This is a genomic window from Propionivibrio sp. (assembly GCF_041441355.1).
In the GTDB taxonomy this organism is placed as follows: Bacteria; Pseudomonadota; Gammaproteobacteria; order Burkholderiales; family Rhodocyclaceae; genus Propionivibrio.
Genome location: NZ_JASDTF010000006.1, coordinates 50,370 through 65,703 on the forward strand (window position 1 = coordinate 50,370; position 15,334 = coordinate 65,703).

Genomic DNA, 15,334 nt, shown 5'->3' on the forward strand with positions numbered 1-15,334 from the left:
CAACCTCATTTTCTGCCCGGTCCGGGTGAAACCATGAACCCAAACACACCGCAGGAAACCCGTCGCATCCCTTCGGTCGACCGCCTGCTCGCAGGCCTCGACGCCGACATCGAGGCGCATGGCCGGCACCTCGTCACCGCCTGCGTGCGCGCCGAACTGGCGGCCGTGCGCAGCGCGGCACGCGACGGCCTGCCGGTGCCGGATAACGCCAAGCTGCTCGCTGCGATCCGCCGCCGCGCTGAAGAAAGCGCCGCGCCGCGCCTGCGCCCGGTGTTCAACCTCTCCGGCACGGTGCTGCACACCAACCTCGGCCGCGCCCAGCTGGCCGAGCTTGCCATCGAACGCATGGCGCAGGCCGCACGCGCCCCCTGCGCGCTCGAATACGACCTCGCCGACGGCGGCCGCGGCGACCGCGACGACCTCATCGCCCCGCTGCTCGTCGAACTGCTCGGCGCCGACCTGTCACACGCCGACGACCTCGCTGCGACGGTGGTCAACAACAACGCCGCCGCCGTCCTGCTTGCCCTCAACGCGCTCGCGCAAGGTAAGGAAGCCGTCGTTTCGCGCGGCGAACTGGTCGAAATCGGCGGGGCTTTCCGCATTCCCGACGTCATGCGCCGGGCGCAGGTCCGGCTCGTCGAAGTCGGCACGACCAACCGCACGCACGCCCGCGACTACGCCGAGGCCATCGGCCCGAAAACCGCGTTGCTGATGAAGGTGCACACCAGCAACTACGCTGTTTCCGGCTTTGTGAAGAGCGTCGCGGACGTCGAAGTCGCCGCCCTCGCCCGCGCCCACGGCCTGCCCTTCCTCGTCGATCTGGGCAGCGGCACGCTGGCCGATTTCGCCGCCTTGGGCCTGCCGTCCGAGCCGACGCCGCAACAGGCGCTCGCCGCCGGCGCTGACCTCGTCACTTTCTCCGGCGACAAGCTGCTTGGCGGGCCGCAGGCCGGGCTGATCGTCGGGCGCAAGGCGCTGATCGCCAAGATCAAGAAGAACCCGCTCAAGCGCGCCCTGCGCGTCGGCAAGACGACACTCGCCGCGCTCGAAGCAACGCTGCAGCTCTACCGCGATCCCGACCGCCTGTGCGCCCGCCTGCCGACGCTCCGCCTATTGACCCGCCAGGAAGCTGATATTTCGGCCGCTGCAGCACGGCTGCAGCCCTTGCTGCAAGCGGCCCTCGGGCCGGCCGTCAGCGTCAGCGTGCAGACGTGCGCCAGCCAGATCGGCAGCGGTGCCCTGCCCGTCGAGCGCCTGCCCTCGGCGGCGCTCGTCCTGCGCTGCGAGCGTTTCGCCGGCAAGCGTGGCGGCCACGCCCTGCGCGCCCTCGAAGCCGCCTTCCGCGCCCTGCCCACACCGGTGATCGGACGCCTGCACGACGACGCGTATCATCTCGACCTGCGCACGCTCGAAGCGCAGGACGAAAGCCTGTTCATCGCCCAGTTGTCGCACTTCGCGCCTTCTGTTTCTTAACGATCCTCCCCCTGACATGCCTCACTTTCTTTTTCTCAACGCCAGCACCCGCGAACCGGGCCAGACCGGCAACACCGAAACCCTCGCCCGCCACGCCGCACAGGCCTTGCCGGCCGACACCGAACAGACCTGGCTGCGCCTTGCCGACCTTGAACTGCCGCCCTTCGTCGATCGCCGGCATACCACCGGCACCTACCCGATGCCGGACGGCGACCTCAAAACCCTGCTCGACGCGACGCTCGCCGCCAGCGACCTCGTCTTTGTCTCGCCGGTGTATTGGTTTTCCATTCCCGCCGAACTCAAGACCTACCTCGATCACTGGAGCGCCTGGATGCGCGTTCCCGGCCTGGACTTCAAGGCGCGTATGGCCGGCAAGCGCCTGTGGGTGGTAAGCACCAGTGGCGGGCGCGAGAAAGCCCAGCCAATGTTCGACAGCTACCGGCTGTGCGCCGAATTTCTCGGCCTCGACTTCCAGCCGCCGCTGTGGGGCAAGGGCGGCGCCCCGGACGCCGTGCTCGCCGACACTGAAGCCCTGGCCGCCGCGCAAGACCACTTCAACAGGCGCCCGGGCTGACAACATGATCGTCGGCACCGCGGGCCACATCGACCACGGCAAGACCACGCTGGTCAAAGCCTTGACTGGCGTGGACTGCGACCGGCTCAAGGAAGAGAAAGCCCGCGGCATCACCCTTGACCTCGGCTACGCTTACCTCGACTGTCCCGAGGCGCCGGGCGGCAGCATCGGCTTCATCGACGTCCCCGGCCACGAGCGGCTCATCCACACCATGCTCGCCGGCAGCACCGGCATCGACTTCGCCCTGCTGGTCGTCGCCGCCGACGACGGGCCGATGCCGCAAACCCGGGAACACCTCGAAATCATTGAATTGCTCGGCTTGCACCAAGGTGCCGTGGCGCTGACCAAGATCGACACCGTCGATGCCGCGCGGCGCACTGCGGTGCGACACGAGGTCAACGACCTCCTCGCCGCCCATGGCCTCGAAGACTGGCCGGTGCATCCCATCTGCGCACAGAACGCCGACGATCCCGGCGTCGCGGCACTGCGCAACACCCTGTTCGCGGCAGCGCAAACCACGTGCCAACGCTTACAGCACGGGCATTTCCGGCTGGCCGTGGACCGCGCGTTCACCCTCGCCGGCGTCGGCACGGTCGTCACCGGCACCGCGGCCGCCGGTCGTGTCCGCGTCGGCGACACACTGCGACTCTCTCCCTCTGGCCGTAGCGTGCGCGTACGCAGCCTGCGTGTGCACGACCGCCCGGCGGAAACCGGCGGCGCTGGCGAACGCATCGCGTTGGCCCTCTCCGGCATCGAAAAGCACGAAATCAACCGCGGCGCCTGGTTGCACGCGCCGGCCCTGTTCGCCCCGCAGACGCGCTGCGCCGTTCATCTGCGCGTCCTGCCGCAGCAAGCCGCGCTGGCGCACTGGACGCCGGTGCACGTGCATCTGGGCGCCGACGATGTGCCCGGTCGCCTCGCCCTTCTCGAAGGCGAGACGCTCCCCCCCGGAAGCAGCGGATTGGCTGAGCTGCAGCTCGACCGCCCGGTGGGTCTGCTCGCAGGCGACCGCTTCGTCCTGCGCGATGCCAGCGCCCGGCGCACGCTGGCTGGAGGCGAGGTCCTCGACATTTTTCCGCCCAGTCGGCACAAGCGCCGCCCCGAACGTCTCGCCTTGCTGCGGACGATGGCCGCCGGCTCTCAGGCGGAAATTTTGAGCCAGGCGGCTGAAGCCGCGCTGTGCGGCGTCGACCTGACCCGCTTTGCGCTCAACGCCAACCTCGACGCCGAAGCCCTTGATGCGCTCGTTGCCGCCTGCGGCTTGCACCGTGTCGGCGCCACGGGCTTTTCGTCCGCGCACTGGCAGTCCCTCGCCGCGCGCATGCGCCAAGCCCTCGTCGACGAACACCAGCGCAGCCCCGACATGCCCGGGGTCGAGCGCGACCGTCTGCGCCGCCTCACCTTGCCGGCATTGGAACGACCGGCCTTCGATGCCCTGCTCGACGAAGCGCTGAACACCGGTGACGTGCTGCGGAGCGGCACCTGGCTGCACCTGCCCGAACACCGCATCCAGCTGGCCGCCGCCGACCGCGAGTTATGGACGCTGTTGGCGCCCTTGCTCGCCGCCGCGCCGTACAACCCGCCGCGCGTACGCGAACTTGCGCAGACCACTGCGTTTCCCGAGGAGCGCGTCCGCCAGACGCTCAAGCGCATCGCCCGCTGTGGCGACGCCTACCCCGTGGCGCATGACCACTACTTCGCCGCGAGCGCCGTCGACGCGCTCGCCACGAAGATTGCTGAACTCTGTAAGCGCGACGGGGCGGCGCTCGCGGCCCGGCTGCGCGACGAGATCGGCGGCGGACGCAAGGTGGCGATTCAGATTCTCGAATTCTTCGACCGCATCGGCTACACTCGACGCGTCCGCGATACGCATGTCCTGCGCCAGCCGGCTCCCGGATCAGCGCAAGCGGTTCTGCCGGAGGCGATCAAGCCGTCGGCATAAAGCTACGCAATGCATTACAACGGAAGAGATCGTTCCCCGGTGGGGCGGCCGATCTTCAAAATCGGTAGGGCGCGTCAAACGCGCCCGGGTAGGTTCGACTCCTGCTCTCTTCCGCCATTCGACTGAAGCCCCTGAGTCGTGGGGCCGGCCGTTAAGCATTACAGGCTGACAACGCCCGCCGCCAAGCATCCTGCGTCGCATTACCCTGATTGTGACGATGGCGCAGAGTCATCGATGCTTCAAAGCGCGCGACGCAACATCATGTGACTACGGATCATGGCGAGAACGCGTGTCCGCAAAACATCGCCCGGCTCGGTCGAGAGCCAGTTGTGGAATGCGCCCGTGATGAACGACAGCGTGTCATACGCCAAGCTCTCCGGATCCAGGCCGGAACGCAACAGACCTTTCTCCGCCGCCCGCGTATAAAGAACGTTCAGTTTGGTGAGGAGGTCGAAACAGGGCTTGTTGATTTCCGCAAGAACCGTCGCGAACTCATCGACGTACTCGCAGCGCAGCGACATGATTTCAAAGGTCTGCTGCACCAACACATTCGAAGCCAGGATGGAAAAGAACTCCTGCAAGGAGCGTTCGATGGCATCAAGAGGATCGTCTATCATCGGGTCGTTCAGCAGCGCCACCGCATTCTCCAGCATCTGCTGGTTTTCCTCGCGCACGGCGAAGAAGAGTTCGGCCTTGTTGGCGAAATGCCAGTAAACCGCGCCGCGCGTCACGCCCGCCTGGGCAGCGATCTTTTCCAATGAGGTACGGCTCACCCCGCAGCGGTGAAACATTTCGCGTGCTGCGGCGATGAGAAGCTGCCGCGTTTGCTCGGCGTCCGCCTTGGTTTTCCTGACCATCCTTTTTCTCTTCCGTATTCGCAAAAAAGCTAAACCAGACCTTAATTCAAGGTTCGAAATCAAACATTTCGCACATTCGGTCACTGTGTGCTGCGGGTTTCATGGTAACATACATACATGTCTGTATATAAGCATTTCATTTTGTCGCCAGGAGTTCTACCGATGCCATCCCTTCGCCAGCCACGGCGCCTTGCCGTCGCCACGCTGCTCATTCCCATCGTGATTGCCCTTGCTGCCTGCTCCAACAGCAATACGCCACAAGCCGCGAAACCAGGCGCCATGCCGGTCAGCGTCGTCGAAGTCCAGCCCGTCAACCTGCCTTCGACGATCGAGGTCATGGCCCAGACGGAAGGGGCCAAGGAAACCGAGGTTCGAGCCCGGGTCAGCGGCATTCTGGTCAAACGCCTGTATCAGGAAGGCGTCCCGGTCAAGGCCGGACAGCCGATGTTCCAGATTGACCGCGCGCCCTACGAGAACGCCCTCGCCGAGGCTCGCGCCAAGGCCGACCAGACGGCGCGCGAGGAAGCCCGCCTCAAGGGCTTGCTGACCCGCCAGGCGATCAGCCAGAAGGAATACGACGACATGGCCTCGGCCAACGCCATGGCCCAGGCCACGTTGCGCCAAGCGCAGCTCAACCTGTCGTGGACGACGGTCACCGCGCCAGTGGCCGGTGTTACGGGACGCGCCAACAAGTCGGAAGGCAACCTGATCGCCGCCAACGACCCCGCAGCGCTGACTTCGATCTACCAGAGCAATCCGATGTGGGTGCGTTTTGGCATCAGCGACTCCGATACCGTTGCGCTGGCAGACGGGCGCCTCCAGGCCGAGGATGTGCGGCGGGTCGAGCTGCTGCTCCCCGATGGGACGGTTTACGCGCACCCGGGAAAACTCAACTTCCTCGCTTCAACAATTGACCCGACCCTTGGCACACAGCAATTGCGCGCGGAATTCGACAACCGCGACGAACGCCTGCTGCCCGGACAATTCGTGCGCATCCGGCTGCAGGTCGGCGAGCGCAAGGGCGTCTTCCTGGTGCCGCAGGCCGCAGTCGTGCAGACCGAACAAGGGCGACTGGTGATGACGGTGGACGCCGAGAACAAGGTCGCGCCGCGCCCGGTCCAGACCGCCGAATGGCAAGGCAAGGACTGGGTGATCACCAAGGGCCTGCAGGCCGGCGACAAGATCATCATCGACAACCTGATGAAGCTGCGTCCGGGCGCACAGGTCGCGCCCAAGGCGCCGACGCCGCCTGGCGAAGCCCCGGCAACGGCCACCGAGAAGAAGTCGTAAGCCGCCGGCAAGACCAGAAAAGGACTCGCATTCATGTCACGTTTTTTCATCAGCCGGCCCATCTTTGCTTCAGTGATCTCGATCATCATCGTGATCGCCGGGCTTCTGGCGGCGCTCGGTTTGCCGGTCGCCCAATACCCCAACATCACCCCGCCGACGGTGGTCATTTCCGCCACCTATCCCGGCGCTTCGGCCGAAACCCTGTCCAAGACGGTCGCTGCGCCGATCGAGGAGCAGCTTTCCGGGGTCGAGAACCTGCTTTACTTCAACTCCTCGTCGGCCTCCAACGGCACGTTGACCATCACCGCCTCGTTTGAAGTCGGAACGAACGTCGATATGGCGACGGTGAACGTCAACAACCGGGTCAAGATCGCGGAGCCGCGCCTGCCCGACGTGGTCCGCCAGTACGGCGTCTCGGTCGCCAAGCGTTCGAGCGAAATTCTGCTGGTGACGACGCTGACCTCGCCCGACAACAGCCTGACACCGCTCTACCTCTCCAACTATGCGCTGGTCAATATCCTGGACGACTTGAAGCGCATTCCCGGCGTCGGTGACGCACAGATCTTCGGCGCCCTCGACTACTCGATGCGCGTCTGGCTCAAACCGGACCGCATGGCCCAGCTTGGGGTCACCACGACGGAAATCGCCAATGCCATCTCCGCGCAGAACAAGCAGAACGCCGCCGGCAAGATCGGCCAGGAGCCGGCGCCCAGCGGCCAGCAGCTCGTCTATACCGTCACCGCCAAGGGCCGCCTGAGCACACCGGAAGAGTTCGGCAACATCGTGATCCGCGCGGGCGGCGCCAAAGGCACCTTGCGCCTGAAGGACGTGGCGCGCATCGAACTCGGTGCCCAAAACTACGATTCGAGTACGGCCCTGCTCGGCAAGCCAGTGATCGGGATCGGCGTCTTCCTGCAATCCGGCGCCAACGCCTTGGACGTCGCCGGACGGGTCAAAAAGCGGATGGAAGAGCTCAAGGAACGCTTCCCGGCGGGGATGGACTACGTGACGCCGTACGACACAACCAAGTTCGTCCAGGCCTCGATCACCGAAGTCGTCAAAACCCTGGTCGAAGCCCTGGTGCTGGTGGCGCTCGTCGTCTTCGTGTTCCTGCAGAACTGGCGGGCGACCGTCATCCCGATGATCGCGGTCCCGGTCTCGCTGATCGGCACCTTTGCCGGTCTCTGGCTGTTCGGCTTCTCGATCAATACCCTGACCCTGTTCGCCATGGTCCTCTCCATCGGCATCGTCGTGGACGACGCCATCGTGGTGCTCGAGAACGTCGAACGCCTGATGTGGGAAGAAAAATTGCCGCCCAAGGCGGCGGCGATCGAGGCCATGCGCGAGGTGTCGGGCGCCGTCGTGGCCATCGTCCTGGTGCTCTGCGCGGTGTTCATCCCGGTCGCCTTCCTCGGCGGCATTGCTGGCAAGCTCTACCAGCAGTTCGCGGTCACCGTCGCCATTTCGGTCACCATTTCCGGCATCGTCGCGCTGACCCTGACCCCGGCGCTCTGCGCCCTGCTGCTGCAAAGCAAGCACGAGGAACCGGCGTTCTTCCGCCCGTTCAACCGCGCCTTTGAAGCCCTGACCCAACGTTACACGTCGACGGTACACAAAACGCTGCATCACCGCATCATCGGCACCATCGCCTGCCTGGTCATCCTGGGCGGCAGCGTCGTCATGTTCCGCGCCGTTCCCGGCAGCTTCGTTCCGGCCGAAGACCAGGGTTACCTGATCAGCGCCCTGATGCTGCCCGACGGCGCCAGCCTGCAACGCACACGCGCTACCGGTGACCAGTTCCAGCAAATGCTCAAGGAAACGCCGGCGGTGGACAAGGTCTTCGTCATTGCCGGCAACGACATCATCGGCGGCGACGTCAAACCCAACGCCGGGACGGTGTTCATTCCGCTCAAAGACTGGGGCGAGCGGACCGACCGCGCCAGCAGCGCCGACACCCTGGCCAAGAAATTCGGCGGCCTCGGCATGAGCATGCCGGACGGCATGGCACTGGTCTTCAACCCGCCGGCAATCAGCGGCCTCGGAACCTCCGGTGGCTTCGAAGCCTACATCCAGGCGCGCGGCGACAGTGACCCCAAGAAGCTGGCGACGACGATCCAGACCTTCATGGACGCGCTCAAGCAACGGCCGGAGCTTCAGGGCATCAACACCTTCTTCCGCCCCTCGACGCCGCAACTCATGGTCGAAGTCGACGAAGCCAAGGCGATTTCGATGGGGGTCTCGGTCAGCGACGTCTACCAAACCCTGCAAGCCTCGATGGGCTCGCTCTACGTCAATGACTTCAACTTGAGCGGCCGGACCTACCGCGTCCAGCTGCAGGCCGAGGCCGCCTACCGGGCCAAGCCCGAGGACATCGGCCGCCTGTACGTGCGTGCGGCCAACGGCGGCATGGTCCCGGTCTCGGCCCTGATCAAGGTGAAGACTGTCTTCGGTGCCGAGATGCTGGAGCGCTTCAACGGCTTCATCGCCGCCAAAGTGATGGGCAGCGCAGCCGGCAAGGTCAGTACCGGCGATGCGATCAAGATCGTCGAACAGGTCGCGCGGGAAACGCTGCCCTCGGGTTACGAGCTCGCCTGGACTGGCCAAGCCTTCCAGGAAAAACGTGCCGGGACGACCTCGGCCATCGCCTTCGGCTTCGGCATCCTGATGGTCTTCCTCATCCTGGCCGCGCAGTACGAGCGCTGGTCGCTGCCGCTGGCCGTCATCATGGCCGTGCCTTTCGCCTTGTTCGGCGCGCTGGCTGCGGTGATGATCCGCGGCATGCCCAACGACATCTATTTCCAGATCGGCCTCGTGGTGTTGATCGGTCTAGCGGCTAAAAACGCCATCCTGATCGTCGAATTCGCCGCGCAGAAGCGCGCCGAGGGCATGCGTGTTCGCGACGCTGCACTGGAAGGGGCACGCCTCCGCTTCCGTCCCATCGTCATGACCTCGCTGGCCTTCATCCTCGGCGTCGTACCGCTGGTCAAGGCCAGCGGCGCCGGTGCCGCAGCACGCCAGTCGATGGGCACCGGCGTGTTCGGCGGCATGCTCGCCGCAACCTTCATCGCCACCATCTTCATTCCCATGTTCTTCAGCTGGCTCTCCGGGCGCGCGCATCACGACGAAACGCCCCCGACTGCCGGCCAAAGCGACGCCACGAAGGAGCACGCATGATGCGCCGCAATCACCTCACCCTGAGCCCGATCGCGGCGGTGTTCGGCCTGATCCTGCTCGGCGGCTGCGCTGTCGGCCCCGACTACAAGCGCCCTGAAGTCACCCTGCCCGAGGCCTACAGCCGTACCGAGGAACAAGCGCCCACGGCACTCGTCGAGCCCGAATGGTGGCGGCGTTACGCCGACCCAACGCTCGACGAACTGGTGGCCAGAGCACGCGAACACAACTTCGACCTGCTCGCCGCCGTCGCCCGCGTCGAGGAAGCCGAAGGTCTCGCTTCGGAAGCGCGAGCGACCTACTTCCCACAGGTCGACCTCAAGGCCGGCAGTTCGCGCAGCGAAGTCAGCACGCTCAATGCCAACCCGCTCCCGGCCAGCGCACACCGCCTGCAGGACAGCCGCCGTGCTGGGCTGAGCACTTCGTTCGAAATCGACCTCTGGGGCAAGCTGCGCCGCGCCAACGAATCGGCCCGCGCCGACCTGCTGGCGAGCCGTTATGCCCGCGACGCGGTCACGCTGACGGTCACCGGCGCAGTGGTTAATAGCTACCTTGCTCTGCGCGCCAACGATGCCGCGCTGGCGCTGACCGAAAACACGCTCACCACCCGCCGCGAATCGCTCGAAATCGTGCGCAGCCGCTTCGCTGCGGGCTCCGCATCGCCGCTTGAGGAGAACCAGGCCGAGGGCAGCTTGGCCGCTGCCGAGGCACAAGCGGCAGAACTTCGCCGTCAACGTGCCATGGCCGAAAGCCAGTTGGCGTTGCTGACCGGGCAGCCGAACTTGCGCATCCCGGCCGGCGACCTGCGCCAGATGCCTCTCCCTCCGGTGCCGCCGGGCGGCCTGCCGTCGGCCTTGCTCGAGGCCCGACCCGACATCCGTCAAGCCGAAGAATCGCTGATCTCGGCCAACGCCCGAATCGGCGTCGCCAAGGCCGCGTATTTCCCGAGCGTGACGCTGACCGGCACCTATGGCGGAGAAAGCGCGGCCTTGGCCGACTTGTTCAAATCGGGTGCCAACGTCTGGTCGCTCGGTCTGGCCGCGGCGATGCCCCTCTTCGACGCTGGCCGTACTTCGGCGCGCGTCGACCAGGCCACCGCCCGCCAGAAGCAGGCTTTGGCGGGCTATCAGAAAACGGTACATACGGCCTTCAAGGAGGTCAATGACGCGCTCGTCGGCCTGCGCGAATACGCCACCGCGGACGATGCGCAAGACAAGCGCGCCAAGGCGGCGCAAAAGAGCCTGGACATCGCGCAGATCCGTTATGCCGCCGGTTACTCGGGATTCCTTGAGGTGCTTGATGCCCAACGGACCGCCAACGACGCACTGATGGCCTTTATCAGCACCCGCCAGGCCCGCCTCAACGCCAGCGTTGATCTGTTCAAGGCCCTCGGTGGCGGCTGGAAGGACGACTACCTGACGGATTCGCACGACAACACCGGCACCCGCTCCGAACGGCAAGCCGGCGAATAGCTTCGTTTCGAATCCTCCCGCACTGGGGCGCCGTCAGGCGCCCCATTTCTTTGCCACTGCCACCGCTGCGGCAGCATGCCCGCAATGTTAGACTGCACCGTCGCCTTGCCGCCGGTGCAAGCATCCTCACGCGGAGTCGAGAAATGCCGGATTCGTCGTTCAGAGGTCACATCCCTGCCGATCGCTGGTATTGCCGCACCCATGACATGTGGGTTACGCGTCCGGACGATGCCAGCGGCGAAGTCCTGATCGGCGCAACCGGCTTCGGTCTTTTTCTTGCCGGCGAACTCATCGCCTTCACCGCCAAGCCGCGCGGTGCGCGCATCGAACGCGGACGCGGGCTGGGCACCGTCGAATGTCGCAAGACGGTACTCGCCGTGCACGCCCCGATTTCCTTTACGCTGGCGGCAGGCAACGAAGCTGCGGAAGCGCGCCCCAACCTGATCCTCGCAATGCCTTACACGACGGGCTGGATGGCGCGTGGCACCCCGCTGTGCTGGGCCGAGGAGGCCACAGCCTTATGCGACGCACACAGCTATCGGGAACACATCCTGCGCATGGACCCGGGAGCCCGTTTCGATGAATGAACGCCTTCTGCAACACCTCGCGCTGCTGCTCTGTAGCGTCGACGGTCGCCGCCCTGAGGCCTGTGTCACCCCCATGGTGCACGCGCTCGCTGCCAGCGCTCTCGATTGCCGGGTCGAGTTGCATTTCGCCGGTCCGGCGGTGCGCTTGCTGGTGCAAGGCGTGGCCGACACGCTCTACCCCTCGCCGCAATGTGACAAGTCGCTGGGCGACTTTTTGCGTGAAGCGGCCGCCGCCGGCGTTGAGCTGCGCGCCTGCAGCATGGCGCAGGCTGCGTGGATCGCCGACAGCGAAACCTTGATCCCGGAGTGCGCCGGCAGCGCCGGCGCCACGGCTTTCATCGCCCGCAGCCTCGATCCCGACTGGCGGGCGCTGGTCTATTGACCTGCCGACACCCGCTGTCCGCGCAGCACACTTCACTGCCCGTCAACCGCTTTTCTTGCGTCGTACCGCTTTCGTTTTTCCAGCCGTAAAAGTATCGGGGGTCGCACCATCGACAGGCGGCTCGGCCAGAACGAAGTCGATGCGTCCGCTCTCCAGATCGGCCCGGACCAGGCGGACATAGAGACGGTCGCCGAGGCGATAGCGCTTGCCGCTACGTTCGCCGAGCATCTCGTGCTTGATGTTGTCGTACTGAAAATAGTCTTCGCCCAGTTCCGAAACATGCACCAGCCCTTCGACATAAACCGAGTCGAGGGCAACGAAAACGCCGAAGGGAACCACCGCCGCGATGGTTCCGGCGAACTCTTCGCCGATCCGGTCGCGCATGTAGTAGCACTTGAGCCAGTTGTTCACGTCGCGCGTCGCTTCGTCCGCACGGCGCTCGGTCATCGAGCAATGCATGCCGATGTCGTCCCAATTGCCCGGGCTATAGCGTTTGCCTTCAAGCACAGCCTTGATCGAGCGATGCACGAGCAAGTCGGGATAACGCCGGATCGGCGAGGTGAAGTGGGTGTAATGTTCGTAGGAGAGGCCGAAATGCCCGACGTTGTCGGGGCTGTAGACGGCCTGGCGCAAGGAGCGGAGCATCACCGTCTGGAGCAACTGGGCGTCGGGCCGGCTTTTGATTTTCTCCAGCAGCGCTGCGTAATCCTTGGCGTGCGGATCCTCGCCACCGGCCAGCGACAGCCCGAATTCTTTGAGGAAGCTGTGCAGCGCCTCAAGCTTCTCCGGCGTCGGCCCTTCATGCACCCGGTACAGACAGGCCTGGTGATGTTCCTCCAGGAAGGCCGAAGCGCAGACGTTGGCGGCCAGCATGCACTCTTCAATCAGGCGATGCGCGTCGTTACGGACGACTGGGACGATGTTGTCGATCTTGCCTTGATCGTTGAACAGCATCATCGTTTCGATCGTCTCGAAATCGATCGCCCCACGTTTATGGCGCGCCTTGAGCAGGACCTGGAACAAGGCGTAGAGCGCCTTGAGGTGCGGCTGCAGCCCGCGGTGTTGCTCGCTTTCAGGCTGTGCTTCGCCGGAAAGCCAGTTCCAGACCTGCGTGTAGGTCAGCCTCGCCTGCGAGCGGAAGACGGCGGGATAGAAGGTGTAGGCCTTGATCGCGCCGCTGGCATTGATGTCCATGTCGCAGACCATGGCCAGACGATCAACCTCGGGGTTGAGCGAGCACAGGCCATTGGAGAGTTTCTCCGGCAACATCGGGATCACTCGGCGTGGGAAATACACCGAATTGCCCCGTTCCATCGCCTCGCGGTCGAGCGCCGAGCCCGGACGCACGTAATGGCTGACGTCGGCGATTGCCACCACCAGGCGCCAACCGCGGCCCTTCTTCTCAGCAAAGACCGCGTCATCGAAATCCTTGGCGGTCTCGCCGTCGATCGTCACCAGAGGCAGATCGCGCAGGTCACGCCGGCCGTCCCATTCTCCTGGCGCCACGCGCTCGGGAAGCGCCTTGGTTTCCTTGAGCGACTGCGCAGAAAACTCGAACGGCAGGTCGTGCTTGCGCAGGGCGATTTCAATTTCCATCCCCGGATCGGCATAGTTACCCAAAACCTCGACGATGCGTCCGATCGGCTGGGCATGGCGGTTTGGCTGCTCAATGATTTCGACCACCACCACCTGGCCGTCCCTGGCCTTGAACTTCTTGTCCGGAGTCACCAGGATGTCCTGGCTGATGCGCCGGTTTTCCGGCACCACGACCGCGATGCCGTGCTCGATCAACACGCGCCCGACAACCCGGCTGTTGGCGCGTTCGAGCACCTCGACGATCACGCCTTCCGGCCGCCCCTTGCGGTCGACGCCGATCGCCCTGACCAGCGCCCGGTCGCGGTGCAGGACCTTGCTCATCTGTTTGGCATCGAGAAAAATGTCCTCGCTCCCGTCATCGGGAATGAGGAAGCCGTAACCGTCGGCGTGCCCTTCAATGCGTCCCGGGATCAGGCTGGCGCGCTCGGGCAGGATGAAGGCGCCCTTGCGGTTGCGCATGATCTGGGCCTCGCGCTCCATCGCCAACAAGCGCCGCTCGAAAGGTTCAAGCTCGCCTTTGCGGATATCGAGCAGCTCGCACAGGCGTTCGAAGAACACCGGCCGCCCTTGTTCTTCGAGCATCTGCTGGATGTATTCGCGCGATGGCAAAGGCATGGCGTACCGCGCGGCCTCACGCTCAAAGAAAGGATCTTTTCTTCTCACTTTTGATGGTTTTTTTGTTGACATTTTTTATTGGTCCTTTATAATGTTGCCTTCTTAAGCGATGCCCAGGTGGCGAAATTGGTAGACGCGCCAGGTTCAGGTCCTGGTGGTGGCAACACTGTGGAGGTTCGAGTCCTCTCCTGGGCACCAAGAAAAGCAAAGCCTCGATCATAGATCGGGGCTTTTTGCTTTGCAGCGCCGCCAAGCATGGCGGCGTTTTTGCTGAACATTTCGTTCCGCATCACAACAGACGCTCCGCGCCGGCAAAATCGATCTGCCCCGCACACATCCCAGTACGCGCAAAACGCCCCAGAACAAAAGCCCGTGTCGCCTTCTGCGCCCCAAGCAGCCGTACTTGCGTGAATTCGATCTCCGCGCCCTGCCCTGCCGGACACAGCACGTTGAGCGTATCGATCCACCGCCGCTCGGCCTCGAACGCAAGATAAGCCGTCGGATCGGCAAGTACGTCCTTGAGGACTTCGAATTCGAAGTCGAGCACGTCCTGCTGCCCGACACAGGCCTCAAGTTGCCGTTCGTTGTCCAGCAACTGAGCTTCCAGCCGCTCACGCACTGCAAGCTGTTCCGGCTGCGCTCCGGCAAAACTCCCCAAGCCCGGCCCCTGCTGCTGCAACAGGCGCAGGCGGGCACGAATCAGCGCACGCTCTTCTTCGAGTTCACGACGTTCGGCATGCTCCTCGCCAATTTTGGCGATCGCCTCGGCCACGAGATATTCAAAGGCTTGAGTGCCGATGAGGCGCCTCAACTCCTGCTCATCACGGCCGCAAATCCGCGCCTTGTGATCGGAGAAGACAAGTACGCTTTGGGCCACCTCTCGCTGCACAACCTCTCCCTGTAGCCCCATGCCGAACACACGCTGTTCCTCGCAAGCCATCCCGAGGACAAAACAGGCGCAATCGAGCGTCTGATACTTATCAAACAGCGTCCGGAGATTGCTCGAGCGCCCTACCGTCTGAGCCACGTCGAGACGGGAGGCAAAAAAGGCGCGCAATGAAGGATTTTCTGCCCACAAATCGGCGGAAACTTCGATGGGCGGAGGCAAGGCCAACACCAGGGCGCGCAGATGATCGATCGCGGCCTCGACCGCCGGCCGCAGGTTTTCCCGATAATCGCGCACCAGCTTCAAACGCGGGTTGGTGAGCTGGACAGCCTTATCGATGGCCCGTTCTATGGTCTCTTCGTTACGCCGATCCGCGTCGAATTGCGCAGGGCGATTGACAAACCAATCGAGGATTCCCATCAATGCCATCCTGGCTGGTGATACCAAGCCTCATCATAGCAAGATGGGCAGGTCTGCGCGCGCGTACGA

General features: G+C 64.4%; 11 protein-coding genes and 2 tRNA genes. 10 read left to right on the top strand and 3 right to left on the bottom strand.

Features of this window, described 5'->3' with window-relative positions:
* Positions 1-33: 33 nt before the first annotated feature.
* The 4 genes from selA (at position 34) to QMB55_RS02570 (ending at position 4,106) form a co-directional block, all read left to right on the top strand.
* Positions 34-1,473, top strand: a complete 1,440-nt coding sequence (gene selA, locus QMB55_RS02555; protein WP_497587094.1) for an L-seryl-tRNA(Sec) selenium transferase — start codon at positions 34-36, stop codon at positions 1,471-1,473.
* Positions 1,474-1,489: 16 nt separating this feature from the next.
* On the top strand, positions 1,490-2,047 hold the full coding sequence (locus tag QMB55_RS02560; protein WP_497587095.1) for a flavodoxin family protein: 558 nt from the start codon (positions 1,490-1,492) through the stop codon (positions 2,045-2,047).
* Positions 2,048-2,051: 4 nt separating this feature from the next.
* A complete protein-coding gene (selB, locus tag QMB55_RS02565) occupies positions 2,052-3,989 on the top strand; it encodes a selenocysteine-specific translation elongation factor (RefSeq protein ID WP_497587096.1) in 1,938 nt (645 codons plus the stop codon).
* A 21-nt stretch (positions 3,990-4,010) separates the two neighbouring features.
* A tRNA-Sec gene (locus QMB55_RS02570) sits at positions 4,011-4,106 on the top strand.
* Positions 4,107-4,228: 122 nt separating this feature from the next.
* Here the strand turns inward: QMB55_RS02570 and QMB55_RS02575 are convergent.
* A complete protein-coding gene (locus QMB55_RS02575) occupies positions 4,229-4,846 on the bottom strand; it encodes a TetR family transcriptional regulator (RefSeq protein WP_497587097.1) in 618 nt (205 codons plus the stop codon).
* Between the two features lie 162 nt (positions 4,847-5,008).
* Here QMB55_RS02575 and QMB55_RS02580 point away from each other — a divergent pair, with 162 nt between their 5' ends.
* The 5 genes from QMB55_RS02580 (at position 5,009) to QMB55_RS02600 (ending at position 11,748) form a co-directional block, all read left to right on the top strand.
* Positions 5,009-6,136, top strand: coding sequence for an efflux RND transporter periplasmic adaptor subunit (locus QMB55_RS02580; RefSeq protein WP_497587098.1), 1,128 nt, complete (start codon positions 5,009-5,011; stop codon positions 6,134-6,136).
* A 33-nt stretch (positions 6,137-6,169) separates the two neighbouring features.
* Positions 6,170-9,310 (top strand): efflux RND transporter permease subunit, encoded by a 3,141-nt coding sequence (locus tag QMB55_RS02585; protein WP_497587099.1) that lies wholly within the window; start codon positions 6,170-6,172, stop codon positions 9,308-9,310.
* Complete coding sequence (locus QMB55_RS02590) at positions 9,307-10,779, top strand: efflux transporter outer membrane subunit (protein ID WP_497587100.1); 1,473 nt, start codon at positions 9,307-9,309, stop codon at positions 10,777-10,779. Before QMB55_RS02585 ends, QMB55_RS02590 begins: the two co-directional genes overlap by 4 nt.
* A 143-nt stretch (positions 10,780-10,922) precedes the next feature.
* Positions 10,923-11,366: a glycine cleavage system protein H gene (locus QMB55_RS02595; RefSeq protein ID WP_497587101.1), complete on the top strand. Its 444-nt coding sequence runs from the start codon at positions 10,923-10,925 to the stop codon at positions 11,364-11,366.
* The gene (locus tag QMB55_RS02600; RefSeq protein ID WP_497587102.1) at positions 11,359-11,748 is read left to right on the top strand and encodes a DsrE family protein; all 390 of its coding nucleotides are present in this window, start codon (positions 11,359-11,361) and stop codon (positions 11,746-11,748) included. Before QMB55_RS02595 ends, QMB55_RS02600 begins: the two co-directional genes overlap by 8 nt.
* A 42-nt stretch (positions 11,749-11,790) precedes the next feature.
* Here QMB55_RS02600 and rnr read toward each other — a convergent pair whose 3' ends face one another.
* Positions 11,791-14,031, bottom strand: coding sequence for a ribonuclease R (gene rnr / locus QMB55_RS02605; RefSeq protein WP_497587103.1), 2,241 nt, complete (start codon positions 14,029-14,031; stop codon positions 11,791-11,793).
* 39 nt (positions 14,032-14,070) lie between these two features.
* Here rnr and QMB55_RS02610 point away from each other — a divergent pair.
* Positions 14,071-14,157: transfer RNA gene (locus QMB55_RS02610), tRNA-Leu, on the top strand.
* 91 nt (positions 14,158-14,248) lie between these two features.
* Here QMB55_RS02610 and QMB55_RS02615 read toward each other — a convergent pair.
* Positions 14,249-15,265, bottom strand: a complete 1,017-nt coding sequence (locus QMB55_RS02615; RefSeq protein ID WP_497587104.1) for a hypothetical protein — start codon at positions 15,263-15,265, stop codon at positions 14,249-14,251.
* Positions 15,266-15,334 lie beyond the last annotated feature (69 nt).

Excerpts from the sequence above, each read along its gene's own strand:
- QMB55_RS02590 (WP_497587100.1), top strand. The coding sequence starts at position 9,307 with ATGATGCGCCGCAATCACCTCACCCTGAGCCCGATCGCGGCGGTGTTC.
- QMB55_RS02615 (WP_497587104.1), bottom strand. The coding sequence starts at position 15,265 with ATGGGAATCCTCGATTGGTTTGTCAATCGCCCTGCGCAATTCGACGCG.
- QMB55_RS02600 (WP_497587102.1), top strand. The coding sequence starts at position 11,359 with ATGAATGAACGCCTTCTGCAACACCTCGCGCTGCTGCTCTGTAGCGTC.
- selB (WP_497587096.1), top strand. The coding sequence starts at position 2,052 with ATGATCGTCGGCACCGCGGGCCACATCGACCACGGCAAGACCACGCTG.
- QMB55_RS02580 (WP_497587098.1), top strand. The coding sequence starts at position 5,009 with ATGCCATCCCTTCGCCAGCCACGGCGCCTTGCCGTCGCCACGCTGCTC.
- QMB55_RS02560 (WP_497587095.1), top strand. The coding sequence starts at position 1,490 with ATGCCTCACTTTCTTTTTCTCAACGCCAGCACCCGCGAACCGGGCCAG.
- QMB55_RS02575 (WP_497587097.1), bottom strand. The coding sequence starts at position 4,846 with ATGGTCAGGAAAACCAAGGCGGACGCCGAGCAAACGCGGCAGCTTCTC.
- QMB55_RS02595 (WP_497587101.1), top strand. The coding sequence starts at position 10,923 with ATGCCGGATTCGTCGTTCAGAGGTCACATCCCTGCCGATCGCTGGTAT.
- selA (WP_497587094.1), top strand. The coding sequence starts at position 34 with ATGAACCCAAACACACCGCAGGAAACCCGTCGCATCCCTTCGGTCGAC.
- rnr (WP_497587103.1), bottom strand. The coding sequence starts at position 14,031 with ATGTCAACAAAAAAACCATCAAAAGTGAGAAGAAAAGATCCTTTCTTT.
- QMB55_RS02585 (WP_497587099.1), top strand. The coding sequence starts at position 6,170 with ATGTCACGTTTTTTCATCAGCCGGCCCATCTTTGCTTCAGTGATCTCG.